The 15,500-nt window shown below is 66.2% G+C and carries 13 protein-coding genes; 4 read left to right on the top strand and 9 right to left on the bottom strand.

The window, feature by feature from the left end; genetic code table 11:
• Both FMQ63_RS25125 and FMQ63_RS25120 read left to right on the top strand, forming a co-directional pair.
• Window positions 1-1,385 (top strand): sigma-54 dependent transcriptional regulator (locus FMQ63_RS25125; protein ID WP_141276751.1); only part of this gene is annotated, 1,385 nt, incomplete at its 5' end.
• On the top strand, window positions 1,382-2,725 hold the full coding sequence (locus FMQ63_RS25120) for a PAS domain-containing sensor histidine kinase (RefSeq protein ID WP_011557061.1): 1,344 nt from the start codon (window positions 1,382-1,384) through the stop codon (window positions 2,723-2,725). The genes FMQ63_RS25125 and FMQ63_RS25120, both read left to right, overlap by 4 nt.
• 3 nt (window positions 2,726-2,728) lie before the next feature.
• Here the strand turns inward: FMQ63_RS25120 and FMQ63_RS25115 are convergent, their stop codons facing one another.
• A complete protein-coding gene (locus FMQ63_RS25115) occupies window positions 2,729-3,259 on the bottom strand; it encodes a hypothetical protein (protein WP_011557060.1) in 531 nt (176 codons plus the stop codon).
• 201 nt (window positions 3,260-3,460) lie between these two features.
• On the opposite strand from FMQ63_RS25115, the gene FMQ63_RS25110 reads away from it, so the two are divergent.
• Entirely contained in the window at window positions 3,461-6,034 is a 2,574-nt protein-coding gene (locus FMQ63_RS25110) for a glycoside hydrolase family 15 protein (protein WP_011557059.1), read from the top strand.
• 97 nt (window positions 6,035-6,131) lie between these two features.
• Here the strand turns inward: FMQ63_RS25110 and FMQ63_RS25105 are convergent, their stop codons facing one another.
• The gene (locus FMQ63_RS25105; protein ID WP_011557058.1) at window positions 6,132-8,039 is read right to left on the bottom strand and encodes a penicillin-binding transpeptidase domain-containing protein; all 1,908 of its coding nucleotides are present in this window, start codon (window positions 8,037-8,039) and stop codon (window positions 6,132-6,134) included.
• Between the two features lie 239 nt (window positions 8,040-8,278).
• Between FMQ63_RS25105 and FMQ63_RS25100 the strand changes: the two genes are divergently transcribed.
• A complete protein-coding gene (locus tag FMQ63_RS25100; protein WP_011557057.1) occupies window positions 8,279-8,803 on the top strand; it encodes a CinA family protein in 525 nt (174 codons plus the stop codon).
• A 356-nt stretch (window positions 8,804-9,159) separates the two neighbouring features.
• On the opposite strand, the gene FMQ63_RS25095 is transcribed toward FMQ63_RS25100, so the two are convergent.
• From FMQ63_RS25095 to FMQ63_RS25070, 7 genes are all read right to left on the bottom strand, one after another.
• On the bottom strand, window positions 9,160-10,485 hold the full coding sequence (locus FMQ63_RS25095; RefSeq protein ID WP_044277802.1) for a TIGR02270 family protein: 1,326 nt from the start codon (window positions 10,483-10,485) through the stop codon (window positions 9,160-9,162).
• Window positions 10,486-10,578: 93 nt separating this feature from the next.
• A complete protein-coding gene (locus FMQ63_RS25090; RefSeq protein ID WP_011557055.1) occupies window positions 10,579-11,406 on the bottom strand; it encodes a hypothetical protein in 828 nt (275 codons plus the stop codon).
• A 14-nt stretch (window positions 11,407-11,420) separates the two neighbouring features.
• Window positions 11,421-12,020 carry a DUF1629 domain-containing protein gene (locus FMQ63_RS25085; protein WP_011557054.1) on the bottom strand — a complete coding sequence of 200 codons (600 nt, stop codon included), beginning with the start codon at window positions 12,018-12,020 and terminating at the stop codon, window positions 11,421-11,423.
• A 107-nt stretch (window positions 12,021-12,127) separates the two neighbouring features.
• The gene (locus FMQ63_RS25080) at window positions 12,128-12,715 is read right to left on the bottom strand and encodes a DUF1629 domain-containing protein (protein ID WP_043612649.1); all 588 of its coding nucleotides are present in this window, start codon (window positions 12,713-12,715) and stop codon (window positions 12,128-12,130) included.
• A 9-nt stretch (window positions 12,716-12,724) separates the two neighbouring features.
• On the bottom strand, window positions 12,725-13,501 hold the full coding sequence (locus FMQ63_RS25075; RefSeq protein ID WP_011557053.1) for an AHH domain-containing protein: 777 nt from the start codon (window positions 13,499-13,501) through the stop codon (window positions 12,725-12,727).
• 42 nt (window positions 13,502-13,543) lie between these two features.
• A complete protein-coding gene (locus tag FMQ63_RS37565) occupies window positions 13,544-14,701 on the bottom strand; it encodes a hypothetical protein (protein WP_167545718.1) in 1,158 nt (385 codons plus the stop codon).
• A gap of 223 nt (window positions 14,702-14,924) precedes the next feature.
• Window positions 14,925-15,389: a DUF4150 domain-containing protein gene (locus tag FMQ63_RS25070; RefSeq protein WP_026114096.1), complete on the bottom strand. Its 465-nt coding sequence runs from the start codon at window positions 15,387-15,389 to the stop codon at window positions 14,925-14,927.
• Between the last annotated feature and the right edge of the window lie 111 nt (window positions 15,390-15,500).

Raw genomic sequence — 15,500 nt, 5'->3', positions numbered from 1 at the left:
GCGCCGCCGCGCGGCCTCCGTGTGTCCTTGTCGCCGACGACCAGGCGGACGTCCTGGAGGCCCTCCGGCTGCTCCTCAAGCGGGATGGACTCACCGTCGTCACCTCGCAGTCGCCCGCGGGTGCGCTCGCCACGCTGGAGGCCGAGGACGTGGACCTGGTCCTGATGGACCTGAACTACGCGCGCGACACCACCTCCGGGCAGGAGGGCATCGACCTGCTTGGCCGCATCCGCGCGCAGGATGCGTCCCTGCCGGTGGTGGTGATGACGGCGTGGGGCAGCGTGGAGGGCGCGGTGGAGGCCATGCGCGCCGGTGCTCGCGACTATGTGCAGAAGCCCTGGGACAACACGCGCCTGCTGGCCACGCTGCGCACCCAGTTGGAGCTGCGCCGGGCGTTGAAGCGCAGCCGCCGGCTGGAGGAGGAGAACCAGCACCTGCGCCGGGGGCAGGGCAATCAGCTCGCCATGGTGTCCGAGTCGCGGTCCATGCAGCCGGTGCGGCGGCTCATCGAGCGGGTGGCGCCGTCTGGCGCCAACGTGCTGGTGACGGGCGAGCACGGCACGGGCAAGGAGGTGGTGGCGCGGCTGATTCATGGGGGCTCCACGCGCTCCGAGCGGGCCTTCGTGGCGGTCAACTCCGGCGGCCTGTCCGAGGGTGTCTTCGAGAGCGAGCTGTTCGGCCACGTGAAGGGCGCCTTCACGGACGCGAAGTCGGACCGCATCGGCTGCTTCGAGCTGGCGGACGGCGGCACGCTCTTCCTGGACGAGATTGGCAACATGCCGCTGTCGCAGCAGGCCAAGCTGCTGCGCGTGCTCCAGACGGGCGAGCTGCATCCGGTGGGCTCGTCGAAGACGCGGCGGGTGGACGTGCGCGTGGTGAGCGCCACCAACGTGGACCTGTCGCGGGCGGTGGCGGAGGGCCGCTTCCGGGAAGATTTGCTGTACCGCCTCAACACGGTGGAGGTGCAGCTTCCGCCCCTGCGCGAGCGTCGCGAGGACATCCCGCTGCTGGCCGCGCACTTCCTGGCCGAACAGGGCCGGCGCTACGGCAGGCCCAACGTCCGGCTGTCCTCGGAGGCGCTGGAGGCCCTGCTGGCCTATGCGTGGCCGGGCAACGTGCGCGAGCTGGAGCACGCGGTGGAGCGCGCGATGCTGATGGCGTCGGGTGACGAGGTGACGCAGGAGGACCTGCTGCTCAAGCGGGCCGGCCGCGAGGGCATGGCGCGGCTGGAGGAGATGACGCTGGAGGAGGTGGAGCGCTACCTCATCGAGCGGGCGCTGGCGCGGCACGAAGGCAACGTGAGCGAGGCGGCGAAGGGGCTGGGGCTGTCGCGCAGCGCGCTGTACCGGCGGCTCCAGTACTACGGCATCAAGGGCGCTCGGTGAGCGAGGAGCGCAGGCCACCGCCGCATGACCTGCAGGTGCTCGGGCTCGCGTGGCTCGCGGGCCTGCCGGGCTCGGTGGCCGCGCTCGTGCTGGTGTGGTTGGGGGACTTCTCTTCCAAGGTGCAGTGGACGCTGACCTCCCTGGTGGTGGGCACCTTCCTGGGCGTGGGCCTGCTGGTGCGCGAACGGGTGATGCGGCCGCTGCACGCGGTGGCCAACCTGCTGGCCGCCCTGCGCGAAGGGGACTACTCCGTGCGCGGCCGAGGCGCGCGGGCGGGGGATGCGCTGGGCGAGGTGCTGCTGGAGGTGAACGCGCTGGGGGACACCCTGCGCGAGCAGCGGCTGGGAGTGCTGGAGGCGGGCGCGCTCCTGGAGCAGGTGATGGAGGAGATTGACGTCGGCGTGCTGGCTTTCGACGTGGCGGGCACGCTGCGGCTGGTGAATCGCGCGGGCGAGCGGCTGCTGGGCGCGTCACGCTCGCAGTTGGTGGGTAAGGGCGCCGGAGCCCTGGGCCTGACGGACCTGCTGGAGGGCGACGTGCCTCGCAGGCTGACGCGCTCCTTCGCGGAGGAGGGCGGCCCCTATGAGCTGCGGCGAGGCTCCTTCCGGCAGGGCGGCCTGCCGCACCAGTTGGTGGTGCTTGCGGACCTGCGGCTGGCATTGCGTGAGCAAGAGCGCGAGGCCTGGCAACGGCTGGTGCGGGTGTTGAGCCACGAAATCAACAACTCGCTGGCGCCCATCGGCTCCATCGCGGAGGCGCTGCGCGACACGTTGCTCATGGCGCCGCGTCCGTCCGATTGGGAAGAGGACGCGAAGAGCGGACTGGGCATCGTCGCCCGTCGCTCCCAATCACTGGCGCGCTTCATGTCCGCCTACGCCAGCCTCGCGCGGTTGCCGCCTCCGACGCCAGGCGCCGTGGAGGTGGACGCGTGGGTGCGCCGGGTGGCCGCGCTGGAGAAGCGCCGGAAGGTGGGTGTGCGCGTGGGCCCCGGTTTGGTGCTGCGCGGCGACGTGGACCAGTTGGAGCAGCTGCTCATCAACCTGGTGCGCAACGCGGTGGACGCGGTGCTGTCCGCTCCGGAGGCCGCAGGGGATGTCTGGGTGTCGTGGGCCGTGTTGTCGCCGGGCGCGGTGGAGGTCTGGGTGGAGGACGAGGGCCCCGGCATGACGGACACGGGCAACCTCTTCGTGCCCTTCTTCACCACCAAGCCGCAGGGCAGCGGCATCGGCCTGGCGCTCAGCCGGCAAATCGCGGAGGCCCACGGGGGCAGCCTGCGCCTGGAGAATCGCCCCGAGGGCAAGGGCTGCCGCGCGCGCTTGAAGCTGCCTCAGGGCGCGTGAGTCTCAGGCCACCTGGGCGCGGCGCGTCGTCGTCGGAGGCGCGTCGTATTCGGGCGTGAGGTCCACCACGTCGTTGGTGAGCAGGTGATAGACGATGCAGTTGCTCACCCAGAAGAACAGGGCGCTGTAGTGGACGTAGACGAGCGGTGAGCCGGGCCACACCTGGAGCGGATGGTTGAAGACATTGGCCGCGACGTAGCCGCCCACCCATTCGCCTGCCCAGCACACCCCGGCGCCAATGGCCAGCCGCGGCCAGACCTTCACGCGGCGTGGGTAGAACCAGAAGAAGTGCAGGCTCCACAGGAGCGCCACGCAGCCGGCCCACAGGATGAGGCTCCCGAAGGAGAACCAGTGGTACGGCGACTTGGGGAACACCCAACCCCAGTCCCCATTCATCCACCGCCAGGCCACGTTCTGCGCCAGCTCCATGAACCAGAAGAGCGGGGCGACGTAGAGCACCTGCGTCAGCAGGACGCGAAGGAAGGTGCCGCCGTTCTGCCAGGTCAGCCTCGCGGGCCGGGCGAGCGAAGTCATGAGGTCCCCTGCGGCGGTGGGTCGTCCGGTGCCGCGTCACCAGTCAGTACGTGATGAGTCCCATTTCTTGGGGAGAGGGTGGCGACAGGTGGTTGCGCGGAGGCGCCAGAGTCCGGGCTGAACCCCCATTTGAAACAGCCATTTCCGGGAAGGTCAGCAAGACCGTTGGCCTGAGACGGGAAGGGTCCCAGAATCCGCCGGATGATTCCCACCCCCCGCCTGTATCGCCGACCTGGCCAGCCGCCCGTGCTGCTCCTCGCGCTGCTGTGCACCGTGGGCGCTGGCGCCCGCGCGGAGGTCCCCATCCAGCGCTCCTTCCTGCGCCTGCCGTCGTCCAACGGGCATGGCGCGGTGATGTTGGACGTGGAGCAGCGCAAGGTGACGCACTTCCGCGAGCACCTGTTCGCCACCGAGGAGCCCGTCATCGACGCGGCGGGCAATGACATCTTCGAGAATGGCCAGCCGAAGGTGATTCACGCCCGCGACCTGCTCTTCGACGCGTTCTTCGGGCTGCGCTCCGGGGGCACGCAGCGCTGGCTCAGCACGCAGGAGGCGGACCGGGACGCCAGCGGCTACGCGGCATGGGCGCCGGAGAAGACGGGTGGTACGGGGCTGGGCGCGCTGGTGCAGCGGGTGGGAACGCTGGAGGCGACGACGTTCGTCTTCGCGCCGCAGGGCCTGCCGCACGCGTCCTTCGTCATGGCGCTGCGCGTGCGCAACACCGGCACGTCGGCCGTCACGGGCGTGAGTGCCTTCTCGCTCCACAACTTCCACCTGGGCTTCGGCCGTCCGGGCGTGATGGCGGACGTGGATGAGAATGGCGAGACGGTGGAGTTGAGCGGCGACGACTTCGTGGAGAAGGGCTTCGCGGGTGTGTTGGTGGCGCGGCCGCTGGGCGCGGTGGCCCGGAAGTCGGCGTGGCTGTCCACGACGACGGGCCCGCAGAATGCCTACGCGGTGGTGAATGGGGGCGGCGGGCAGGACCTGCAGGACTTCACGGCGCAGCCCTCGGCGGGCACGGGCTGGGCGACGGCGTACCAGTTCAACCTGGGAGACATCCCGGCGGGCGCGGAGCGGTGTGTGGGTGTGGCCTTCGCGCGCCACGGTGACCCCGCGGCCGGGGCCACGGTGCGGCAGTGGCTGACGGAGTACGCGGGCGCGTCCAGCGCCCAGGCGCTGGTGGACGCGGAAGTGGCGCGGTGGGCGGCATTCCAGACGGACACGGTGAAGGTGCCCGCGGGCATGTCGGCGGACGAGGAGTCCCTGTTGCGGCACTCGGCGGTGGTGCTGCACATGGCGCAGGTGCGTTCGCGCGACGTGTACCTGCGCGAGTTCCTGTCGCGGGATGGCGAGCCGCGCCGCACGCGCTTCAAGGCGCCTGACGGAACGCCGGCGTCGCTGCCAGGCGTGGTTCGCCACGCGGGCTACGGCGCGGTGCTGGCGAGCCTGCCGCCCGGGCAGTGGACGTACGCCTGGATTCGGGACGGGGCCTACGCGGTGGCGGCCATGGCCACGTTGGGCATGCAGAGCGATGCGCGCGACGCGCTGTCCTATTACCTCAACGCGGACAGTGGCCGCTTCCAGCACTGGCGTGAGCTGGAGCCGTATTCGATGCCGCCGTACATCATCACCCTCACGCGCTACCACGGCTTCGGCGTGGAGGAGACGGACTTCAACGAGGCGGGGCCGAACATCGAGTTCGACGGCTTCGGTCTCTTCCTGTGGGCGCTGCGGCACTACGAGCGGACGACGGGCGACACCACGCTGGTGGACCAGACTTGGCCCACGGTGTCCACGAAGGTGGGGGACGCACTGGTGGCGCTCATCAACCCGGTGACGGGGCTCATCCGTCCGGACTCGTCCATCTGGGAAACGCACTGGAAGGGGCGGCAGCGGTCGTGGACGTACACCAGCCTCACGGCGGCGCGCGGCCTGTGTGACGCGGCAGAGCTGGCGCAGCGGGTGGGCGACACGGAGCGCGCGCAGCGCTACCGGCAGGCGGGCGAGTCCTTGCGCCGGGCGATGGCGGAGAAGCTGACGGACAGCAAGTTCGCGCTGGCCTCGAACCTGGAGGAACTGAGGAAGGGCAGGGGCTACTGGGACGCGGCGGTGTTCGACGCGTTCGCCTTCGAGCTGTTCGACCCGGCGGGGAAGATTGCCCAGGCGACCTATCATGGACTGGACCTGCGCCTGTCCTCACCGGCGGGGGCGGGCTGGCAGCGCAACGATGACCGGTATGACCACCCGGATGGCGCGGATATGAGCCCTTGGGGTGGCGAGTACGACAGCGCGGAGTGGGTCATCGTCAGCCTGCGCGGCGCGATGGCCAAGCGCATGGGCGGCGATGCGGCGCGTGCTGACCGCGTGCTGAAGTGGGTGACGGACCAGTCGCTGAAGAACTACCTGGCCGTGGCGGAGACGTATGACGAGCTGAACGGCACGTATAAGTACAACGCGCCCATGGCGGGCTTCGGCGCGGGCGCCTATGCACTGGCGCTGGACCACCGCGCGGCCGGTGTGAGTGACCCGGCGTGTGGCGCGTACTTCGATGAGAGCACGCTGACGAAGCAGCCGGACGCGGGCACGGGCACGCTGGATGCGGGCACTCAGCAGCCGGACGCGGGGCCGCAGACGCCCGATGCGGGCACTCCGCCGGATAGCGGCGCGGACGTGGGCGGTGGCGGCTGCAACGCGACGGGGCCGGGCGCGGTGGCGCTGTGGGTGGTGTTGGCGTTCGCGGGACTGGCCGTGGCGCTGCGTCGTCGCGGAGCCTGAGCACCGGCGGCGCGCGGCGGGAGGAACGCCGCGCGCTAGGGCCTTGCGTGGTGCTGCGTCGTTGCGGAGCCTGTGTGTGAAAGAGCGCTCGCGTGCGTTACAGCGCACCAGCGAACTTCGCGGCGATGGGCGCTGCAACGCGCCCGCCCACGCCACCGCCTTCCACCAGGACGGCGAATCCCACGCCCTTTCGAAACCCGATGAACCACGCGTGCGTGGGCAGCGGCGCCACGGTGCCGAACTCGGCGGTGCCTGTCTTGCCGCCGAGCCCGGGCACCTGCCGGCCGGCCTTCCCGGAGCCTTCCATCACGACGGCGCGCATCAGCGCGGACAAAGGCGCCCGGACGCCGTTCGAGAGCAAGCTGCTCGGTCCGCCGTCCAGCCCCTCCACGAGATAGGGCGCGCGCCACTCGCCGGACTCCGCAGCCGCCGCGACCGAGGCCATGTGCAAGGGCGTCGCAAGCACCCGTCCCTGACCGATGGCGGCGGCCGCCAGCTCAATCGCATCCGCGGGCGCGGGGAACGATGCACCGGCGGATGTCAGCCCGGGGAAGTAGGGCACATCAAAGCCGAAGCGGCGAGCCGCGGCACTCAGCGCATCACCGCCGATTCCCGTCGCGAGCGTCACGAACGCGGTGTTGCACGAGTGGGCGAACACCTGCCTCAACGTGGTGTCACCCATGGACTCCCCTTCAAAGTTCCGGAAGGGCTTGGTGCGCACCATCGTCATCGGCGGGCACGCGACAGGGGAGTCCACCCGCATGCCTCGGGCGAGCAGCGCCTCCGTGGTGACGACCTTGAACGTGGACCCGGGCGGGTAGCGGCCGGTGAGGGCACGGTGCAGCGGCTGCGAGAGCGGCCGGCTGGCCACAGCGAGGATGGCCCCCGTGGCGCTGTCCACGGCGACGAGGGCCGCGGGGTGGGCCACACCGTCGAGCGCGGCCTCCGCGGCGGCCTGGACCTCGCGGCGCAGCGTGGTGGACAGGGGCGCTCCCGGCTCACCCTCGAAGTGGAAGAGGACCTGCGTCTTGCCCGAGGGGCGCATGAGCAGGACGTCACCGGAGGGGCTGCCCGCGAGCTGGACCTCGTATGCCCGCTCCAGACCGGACAGGCCCACGAGGTCTCCAGGCAGATAGGTGGGGCCTATCTGGGGCAGCAGCTCGGCCGTCACCTCGCCAACGCGGCCCAGGGTGTGCGCCGCGAAGCCGTCCGCCGGGGTGCGGGCGCTCTTGCGGCGGAAGAAGATGCCGGGCACGGGGGCCAGCGCCGGGCGCACCTGTTGGTAGCGCGCGGGGGGCAGGTCGATGATGGGCACGAAGCGGCTCGTCGCCGTGCCCGCCGCGCTCAGCGCCGCGTCGAACTGTGCGGTGCTCACGCCGGCGTGTGCCTGGAGCGCCGCCGCCACGTCCGCGCGGCTCCGGACGCGGGTGGGGTCGACGCCGATGGTGATGACCTCGCCTTGCAGGGTGAGCGGTGTCCCCTGCGCGTCGAGGATATCCGCCCGCAGCGGGGCCGTGCGGGTGCGGGAGAAGAGGTCACCCTCGCGGGCCTCGGGGTGCAGCGCGGCGGGAGTCCACTGAACGCGCCACTGGCCCTGGTGACGGACGAAGCGCAGCGCTCCGTCCAGCTCCCATTCCCCGAGCCCGCGCAGCAGGTGCACGGCGCGGTAGGTGGCCACCCTGGCGTCGCCATCGCGCTGGAACGGCCCGAGCTCGAACTGGGAGGAGACGATGCGCAGCCCGTCGCGGAACTGCTGGTGCATCACCTCGAAGTACGCGGGCGGGTTGACGACGGCGCGCCGCATGGAGGCGACATCCCCCGCGGCCCAGGCGCGCAGATAGGCCTCGGCCTCGGCGACCGGGCCCATGACGACCGGTTCTGCTGGGACTGGCAAAGGGACAGGGGCCGCCGGCCTGGACGCACAGGCCGCCAGGAACGCGGCCATCAGGGCCAGGACTCCAACCTTCCACGCTCGCCAGGACACGGGCGGCACTCTGTTGCGCACAGGCGCGGATGGGTCAAGGAATCCGCCGCCGAGGGCACCCGGAGTGCGGCCAGGGGATGTCGGTCAACGGACTGCGCGACCGTGGACGGTGTCCTCGCCCCGGTGCGGCCACGGGGCCCCACGTCCGGCTGCTACGGCGGCCTCGGACGCGGCGCCCCGAGCGAGGAAACTGCCGGGACCGCATGGCGCGACCGTCCTTGGGCGTGCAGGTCCGCCTCGGATGGGATGGAGTGGGGCGCATGACGGAAGCATCCCTGGAGGACTTGGCGCGACAGGCGCTGGAGCGGTGTCGTGCGGCGGGCGTTCGCCTGGCGTTGGTGGAGGCCTGCACGGGAGGACTGCTGGGCGCGACGTTGACGGAGGTGCCCGGCGCCTCCGCGGTAGTCGAGCGTGGCTTCATTCCCTACTCGTATGAGTCCAAGGTGGAGCAGCTCGGCGTCCCGTTGGCGTTGCTGCAAGCACATGGCTCCGTCAGCGCTGAAGCCGTGGAGGCCATGGCCCATGGTGCTTTGGCGCGCTCCACGGCGGACTGGGTTCTGGTGGAGACAGGCATCGCGGGGCCCGGAGGCGGCACGCCGCAGAAGCCCGTGGGCCTGGCCTACCTCGCGGTGCTCCAGCGGGGTGGACAGGCCACGGTGGAACGACACGTCTTCACTGGGGACCGAGGTCAGATCCGGCGCGCCATCGTGGGCCGGAGTCTGGCGCTGCTGGTGGAGCGGCTGGGCGTGGGTGACCTGCCGCCCACGGTGTCAGCAGGCGGCTGATGGATGCCTCCGTGACATGAGCGGATGCGCACTGGGGAGACGCTAGGACGGTAGCGCTTCGTTCGGTGTCTTCCACGCGTCCGGAGGCAATGCCAGCTTGGATACGGGCAGCCGGGCAAATCTGGGGATGTTGGGGTACTCCCGCTGAGTAGCGAGTCCGCCCAGTTCCGCCAACCGCCATAGCGCTAAACCATTCATGAAGAGCGCGCGATCCGTGCGTCTTGCCTCCTCCGGCTAGGCACCTTTCTCTTTGACAGCCGCGTACTGGGGAAGCCCATACCGCTAGGCAGTCTCGCGGAGCGGCTCATGGCCCGCTGTTGAACGGGATGCGCCTCCTCCCGCCCATGACGCGCGCCTCAGCTTCGGAGTGCCTCGGCAAAAGGGCGGTTGAAGGTCGATGTTGGCGCCCCCTGGGCCTTCTTCCACGCCTCGACTTGCTGTGCCACGAACATGCGTGTCGGCACTCGGAGGGCGCCCCGGCTGCGCAACTCCAAATCCAGTGCAAGCGCATGCCGCCGTCGCATGGGCGCGCTGATGAGTGCATCGAGCAGGACTTGGGGCTGATGGGGCTGACCCGAAAGGTAGCGCTGTCTGGCGTCCAGTTTCGGCCGGGTTTGCTGCCACCATGCCGTCACTGTCATCGCGTTGGGAGTGGGCAGTGAATCCTCGGGTTTCGGCTTGAGGTCCGCGTCCAAGTCATCGTTTTCCAGCGGCACGGGTTCTTCCGCCTCTTGCTCGTCCTTCGGTATCGCGAAGTCTCCCTCAATGCGCAATCCGGTGATGGCGCTGAAGGCCTCGCCCGCGAGCGCGGCGATGGGGCCCTGTCCCAGCAGCTCCACGCAGGCATTGGCAGCATCCAATCGGCCGGAGAACCCCAATGCCCAGAGCACGTCTGCTTGAAGTGATTTGTCGGAGAGCCGCTCGAGGAGGCGTTTCAGATCCCGTTCGTCGCCGTTCAGTCCCAGCAGGAGCAAGGGCAGTCTCCCACCGGTGCCGCCCGGTGCCGCAACGGCCTGGCAGGCAGTCCACGCAGCGCTGTGCCCGGATAGCAGTCCCGCGACGATGGCGGCATCGCGCAGGTCGGATGAGGCTGAGTTCATCGCGCGCTGAATGTGGGCGGGCTCCAGTGGCAGTCGGGAGCGGCTGGCGGCGCGAAGCGCAGCGGCGGCTACTTGTGGCACGGGATGCGTGATCCAGGGCAAGCACTGTTGGTGTGTGGCGACTCCGTGCTGGCCGAGTGTATCGAGCACAAGCGCCTGCAGTTCCGGGAGCGCGTCATCCTTCTGCAGCAGGGCGGGAAGGCTCGAAAGAAGTGCTGGAAAGGGGGCGAGTCCTAATGCGCGCTGGAGAGCGGCGAGCGCGGGCGGTTCGGCCGACTCAAGCGCGCTGAGCACCGCTGTGGTACCGGAGGGGGCTGCGCCCTTGAGGAGGGACAGCGCGGCCACGGTGATGTGTTCTGGCTCTGCGGCGGCCAGCGAGGGCTCCAGCAGCTGAATAGCGACGGGCTGCCCGCCCAAGACGAGTCCGTCGATATGCGCAGCGAGCTGTTCCTCCAGCTCCGCGGCTTCCTCCAAGATGAAGTCGGGCGCGTCGAGTGCTGCCTCCCACTGGCTCAAGCGGAACGCTGCCTCATCGAGGTGCGTCTCGTAGTTGCTCCAGTGGGGAGGTCGCCAGGTCAGCATGTTCGTCACGTCAGTTGCTCTCCACGAGGCTAGTTTGGACGAGGAGGGGCATGAACGACTCTGCGCTCCTGCAAAGGAGCGGCATTCATTTTCTCAGTCCACCCAATCAGGCTGAGGAACCAGCCATGCGGCCCCAGTGGGTGCCCGCTGCCCTGCAGGAATTCGGGACAGTGACGGAATCGATATGTACTCGGATCGCGTTTGCATTCCTTGAAGCTCCGCGAGGCGCAGCATGGCGAGGCCGTTCATGAACAGGGCGCCCTCGGTCTTCCGTAGCTCCTCTTCAGGTCCCGAGCTACGGCTCATCTTCTGGAACGTCAGAAGCCGTGCGTCGATAATTGCCTGTAGGGCTTCATCAAAAGCCAGGGGCTGCTTTTCGAGCAGGGCACGACAGGCTTCGAGATAGTTGTCTTCTCCATCCTCTAGGACGGTCTTCCACCGGTCGAGCAACGCGGAGAGCGAAGTCGGACTTGCCTCCGTTGCCCCGATGGTCTTCAGAAAGAACTGCTGAAGGAAGTGGTGTAGGAGGAAATCATCCTCATACTCATGCGCCGGGTCATGATGTCTTGCGGAAAGCTTCGCGATATCCACGGACAATGCATACTGCCCGGCAGCAATCGCGTCGATGAATGAAAACTCTTTGCTTGCGCATATGTACTGAGGCTCTGCGGCGTGGCCGCCCGCGACCAGTCGCAGAAAATACAGGCGCGCGTGAGCGGAATGGCAAAGGTGCGCAAGGAAACGGTCAGGTCGGGCATCCAAGAGCACTGCGCAGATTGCGAGTCGGCGGTGGCATAGCGCGGCTATTGTGTAAGCCTGCCCCGAGCGCTCGCTGGCATCCTGGCGTTGGATGCTGCGGGCCGCTTCTTCAATCCCGAAAAGTGAATCGTCCTGGATGTTTCTCAGAGTGTCGGAGAACATGTTTACGGATGGACTCAGTAGATGCGGCAGCGCTCGCCCATGCCAATGTACTTCACTCCGGTGAGGCCAGCGACGTCGACGGTCGCGCGTAGGTCGTCGCGGATGAGGATTGCGGAGGGCATGGACTTAAGGCGGAAGAGCTTTGCCTCGTGAGGAACCCGGTCTTCGGTGATGTGGAGACGGAACAGGCCAGAAAGGAACTCTGGCTCCATGCCAAGTTGCTCTACTTCGCTGCGCTCCATGTCAATACAGTCATGGTGATCGAGTAGGTTCGCGATATAGTAGTCATTTCCCGAGACTCGCCCCTTGTGATTTGCGATCGAGATGGGAAGGTACTCGATGTTAGCCGCTGCGTGCTCGTCTAGAGTCTGTTTGAATTTTCGGGATACAATTGCCAGTTGGACGGTGTTTGAAACGAAATCAGGGAGCGTGATTCCCTTGGTCCCGCCATCCACCTGAAGAACCACGTCTGAGGGAAACCGCTCGTCCACGGGCAATCCACGGCTCATGCGCCAGCTCATGTCGCGGATCGAGGTTGGTTCCTCATGGATGACGCAGTTCTTGGGCTCCCGAACTGTCGAAAGGATGAAGTAGGAGTGGCATACGGTGTTCATCGGGGACCGAGGATTTCAAAAGGGGACGTGGAGTTGCGCGCCAGATTCCATGGTTTCAGCATCAATCCCTTAAGGACAAAGCCGTTGTGAAAGAATCCGCTTCCGATTCAATAGATAGCGCATTCTTCGCCCATTGCGATGTAGTTCACGCCGGTGATGTGTCCTGCATCTATCGCGGCTCGTAGATCCTCGCGGACGATGATTGCAGGGGGCATGGTCTTGAGTCTGAACAGCTTGGCATTTGAAGGAATGCGCTCTGGAAAGACCTGAAGCCGGAACAACCCCGAGAGTAAGGTAGGATCTGGGTTCAGTTCCTCCACCTCGCTGCGCTCCTTGTCCACACAGTCGACATGGTCGAGTAGATTGGCAATGAAATAGTCTTTTGCGGCTACTCGGCCCTTGTGATTCGCAATTGTGACTGGCAGGAATTCGATCCGGGCGCCCGCCTGCTGTTCTAGCAGGGCCTTGAGCTTTTCTGACACAATGGAAATTCGCTCGGTGTTGTTCACCAAGTCTGGTATCTGCACACCCTTGTGACTTCCATCCATCTTGAGTACGACATCGGATGGAAACCGATGTTCCATGGGGAGCCCTGCGCTGATCCGCCATTTCTTCGGCTTCAATGCGTCTGGGACCTCATTGATGATGCAGTGCTTCGGTTCGTTCGCTTCGGTGAGGAGGAAGTATGAGTTCATGGACGGCACCTACCGGATGGTCACGAGACTTGCCAGTTCGTTGAGGTGGGCTCCAGGGCTTTTGACGCCTGCCTCGCGGATCTTCTTGCGCATTCTCAAGGAGAAGGCATCGAGTTGTGCGCCAAGCAGGGGAACCGTTTTCTCATTGAGTTTCGGATGTCCAGCCTCGTCCTCATCGGTGGCCTGAGTGAGTTGGTCCCTGATGGCATTCACGCGCGTTCGGACATCCTTGCTATACGTGCTGTGGTATTTGGGGTGCTTGAGCAACTGGAAAAGCTGGGCGTGACGTGTGCTGTTGGGTAGATAGATGATGTTTACGCCCTTGTTGACGTTGTATTTCGCTTGTTGAAGTAGTTTGAGTTGGTCGAAGTTGAGAACTTTGCTCAGGACGTCGTCGACCGGAATGATGTGGTGGGCGTTATTGCTCCAAGGCCAGCGTCCACTGGCAATGAAGTTGATGTGCCCATAGGGGCCCGAGCCCATATGCCACGCGTCCGCTCGTTTGCTCGGGTCACGCCAAGCCTGCTTGAAGCTCGTGACGAAGATGCTATCAAAGCGTTTGCGGGCTTCGCTGCCATCCTCATGGATGGGCAGGTTGTACCAATTCACCTCATCTGAGCTCTTCTGGAAGTTGAATCCATTCTCCTTGTAGTCATGGCCTGCGAACTTGCATTTTCTCTTGCCGCCCTGAGTCTCGTAGACGCACCGAGTGACACAGCCATTGCTCTCGCCGGCCACATGGGATTTGTCGTTGGAGAGTGCTTCGAAATGCTCTTCAGTGCTCATGACTGTCTCACATGCAGTGACGTCGGATCGTTGGAATGACCTTCAAGAGTGAGCTTGTAGTAGGAACGCGCCTCGGGAGGGCTCGTCATCAAGCAATGCTACCAGGGCTTTTCGGCTTCGGGCATAACCTCTGGCGAACCCTCTCACCGCTAAGCACGTAGCTACGGTTGAAGTCGCCGCGCCAATTTCTCCGAAATGCTCAGGTACGTGCCAGCGCGGAGTTGAGGAGGGAAGTTCCGCTTCCTTGAGGTGAACGAGGCAATGACCGAATTCGCGAGCACGTTGTTCATCCCCATTGAGATTGGCGATGAGCAACTCAACATCGGTTGCCTGTCGGGCCCCTCCCGGAAAACAAGCCTCAATGGCCTTGAATAGGGCCTTGCCGGAGGGGGCCTGGCCTGAGAACCGGTGGCTGGTGTCGCTCGTAAACGCGACTGGGCCAAGGAGACCCTCGATGCGTGCGCCACGGGACCGGGCGGCATCAATCCGTTCCAGGAGAATGAAGGCCCCCGCTTCGCCCGGAAAGCGTCCGATCGGGCGGTTCGGGGTTCGCAGCAGCCCCAAGTCGAAAGCCTGGGTAAGGGGTTCTCCATCGACCCAGGAGTCGATGCCGCCGATGATGCATCGGTCCATTGTTCGGCTTCGGAGTCCTTCTATCGCCCGCAGCAGCAGTTGGCAGGAAGCGGCAGCTCCGCCAAATGCATAGGACTGTGCTTGCGGCTCGATTCGTATGTTATTCAGCGCTAACAACTCGGGAATGAGCCTACGGGTCAGGCTGTTTCTTGCTTCAGTACGCTCTGCATCGATTTCGCGTTGGATGCGAGCGCGCTCGTTTTCAGGTAGACGCTCAAGCAGGCTTGTTTTTAGGTGGATGTCGTTGATGAAGCTGCCCGGTAGCTGGAGAAGGAAACCCGTCTGCGCATAGTCTGCTCGAGTCAGTCCTGAGTACGCCACGAGGTCCCGCAGGGCGGCGTCACCCAGGCGCAGCCAACGCGCGAAACCCTCGAATCCTAGGGTGAGCCATGGGATCTCATGGCCCTTTAGCGATACTGCCTCCAGGGTGTGCTCGTCTGTAACCTGGAGGTCCAGCTCCGTCCACTGCGTGAGTCCTGCTCGGGCGGCGGCACAGCTTGAGACAACGTCCCCTCCTATGGGAGAGACCATGCCCAGGCCGGTGATGACAATTGCGTCGCCAGCCACCGACGCGCTCTTGGGCTGTTCTCGAAAAGTGGAGACAGGGTGGGGCATTGACAAGTCCCGTCAAGAGTGCGTCTGGTTGAACGCGAGAGGGTGGCTTGTGTGTTCAGGCGAGGTCCAGAGCAGAGCCGGGCGGCCGATGCCTGTGCGTGTACCTGCATGATGAATGACCGGCGCAGCGTAGGGTGTTGCGCGTGATGGAGGGGCTATCCGCGGAGTGTTGGACCTATAGGTCTTTGTCGCACACCGCGCACTTGGGTGCTTCATCGCTCTTCCCCATGGCAATGACGGGCCCCTGCATGACGGGGAACGGCGGCGTGTTCTTGTCGTTGTGGAGCATCAGGTCGAAGGCGCGCGCCACGTTCTTCCCTTCGAACTTCACGTCGAAGGAGAAGTTGACGAACTCCGCCTTGCCCTTGGTCTTGCTGGAGGCCACGCCACCGCCCGCGGTGCCGGCTTCGTCGCCGGTGCTCGTCTTGAAGTTGGAGTCCTTCACGCACACCGGGTTGCCAGCGACGGAGACCTTCTTCGTGCCCTTGTCGGTGTCGGAGGACTGGGCCACGTTGGGGTAGGGGATGGGCACGGGCCCGGCCGGGCTGGGCGTCTTGCACACGTCCGGGAAGGCAACGGTGACGCCGCCGCTGTCCTTCGTCACCACGGACATCTTGTTCACACCGGTATTGACCGCCATGCCAGCCACCTCCAGGGGAACAGAATACCCCGGCGGGGCCACGCGGTGCGAGGCACGCCACCGCGAAGCTGGAGCGCGGCTGCGCCGCTGGATACATGCCCCTACGCAGGC

It is taken from the genome of Myxococcus sp. CA005 (assembly GCF_006518205.1).
GTDB lineage: Bacteria > Myxococcota > Myxococcia > Myxococcales > Myxococcaceae > Myxococcus > Myxococcus xanthus.
The sequence above is the reverse complement of the archived record's forward strand: the minus strand, read 5'-3'. Positions and strand labels throughout refer to the sequence as shown.

What these genes read in the sequence shown, in the direction of transcription:
- FMQ63_RS25115 (WP_011557060.1), bottom strand. Translation starts at nt 3,259, where the DNA reads ATGACTTCGCTCGCCCGGCCCGCGAGGCTGACCTGGCAGAACGGCGGC.
- FMQ63_RS25110 (WP_011557059.1), top strand. Translation starts at nt 3,461, where the DNA reads ATGATTCCCACCCCCCGCCTGTATCGCCGACCTGGCCAGCCGCCCGTG.
- FMQ63_RS25100 (WP_011557057.1), top strand. Translation starts at nt 8,279, where the DNA reads ATGACGGAAGCATCCCTGGAGGACTTGGCGCGACAGGCGCTGGAGCGG.
- FMQ63_RS25095 (WP_044277802.1), bottom strand. Translation starts at nt 10,485, where the DNA reads ATGCTGACCTGGCGACCTCCCCACTGGAGCAACTACGAGACGCACCTC.
- FMQ63_RS25090 (WP_011557055.1), bottom strand. Translation starts at nt 11,406, where the DNA reads ATGTTCTCCGACACTCTGAGAAACATCCAGGACGATTCACTTTTCGGG.
- FMQ63_RS25085 (WP_011557054.1), bottom strand. Translation starts at nt 12,020, where the DNA reads ATGAACACCGTATGCCACTCCTACTTCATCCTTTCGACAGTTCGGGAG.
- FMQ63_RS25080 (WP_043612649.1), bottom strand. Translation starts at nt 12,715, where the DNA reads ATGAACTCATACTTCCTCCTCACCGAAGCGAACGAACCGAAGCACTGC.
- FMQ63_RS25075 (WP_011557053.1), bottom strand. Translation starts at nt 13,501, where the DNA reads ATGAGCACTGAAGAGCATTTCGAAGCACTCTCCAACGACAAATCCCAT.
- FMQ63_RS25070 (WP_026114096.1), bottom strand. Translation starts at nt 15,389, where the DNA reads ATGGCGGTCAATACCGGTGTGAACAAGATGTCCGTGGTGACGAAGGAC.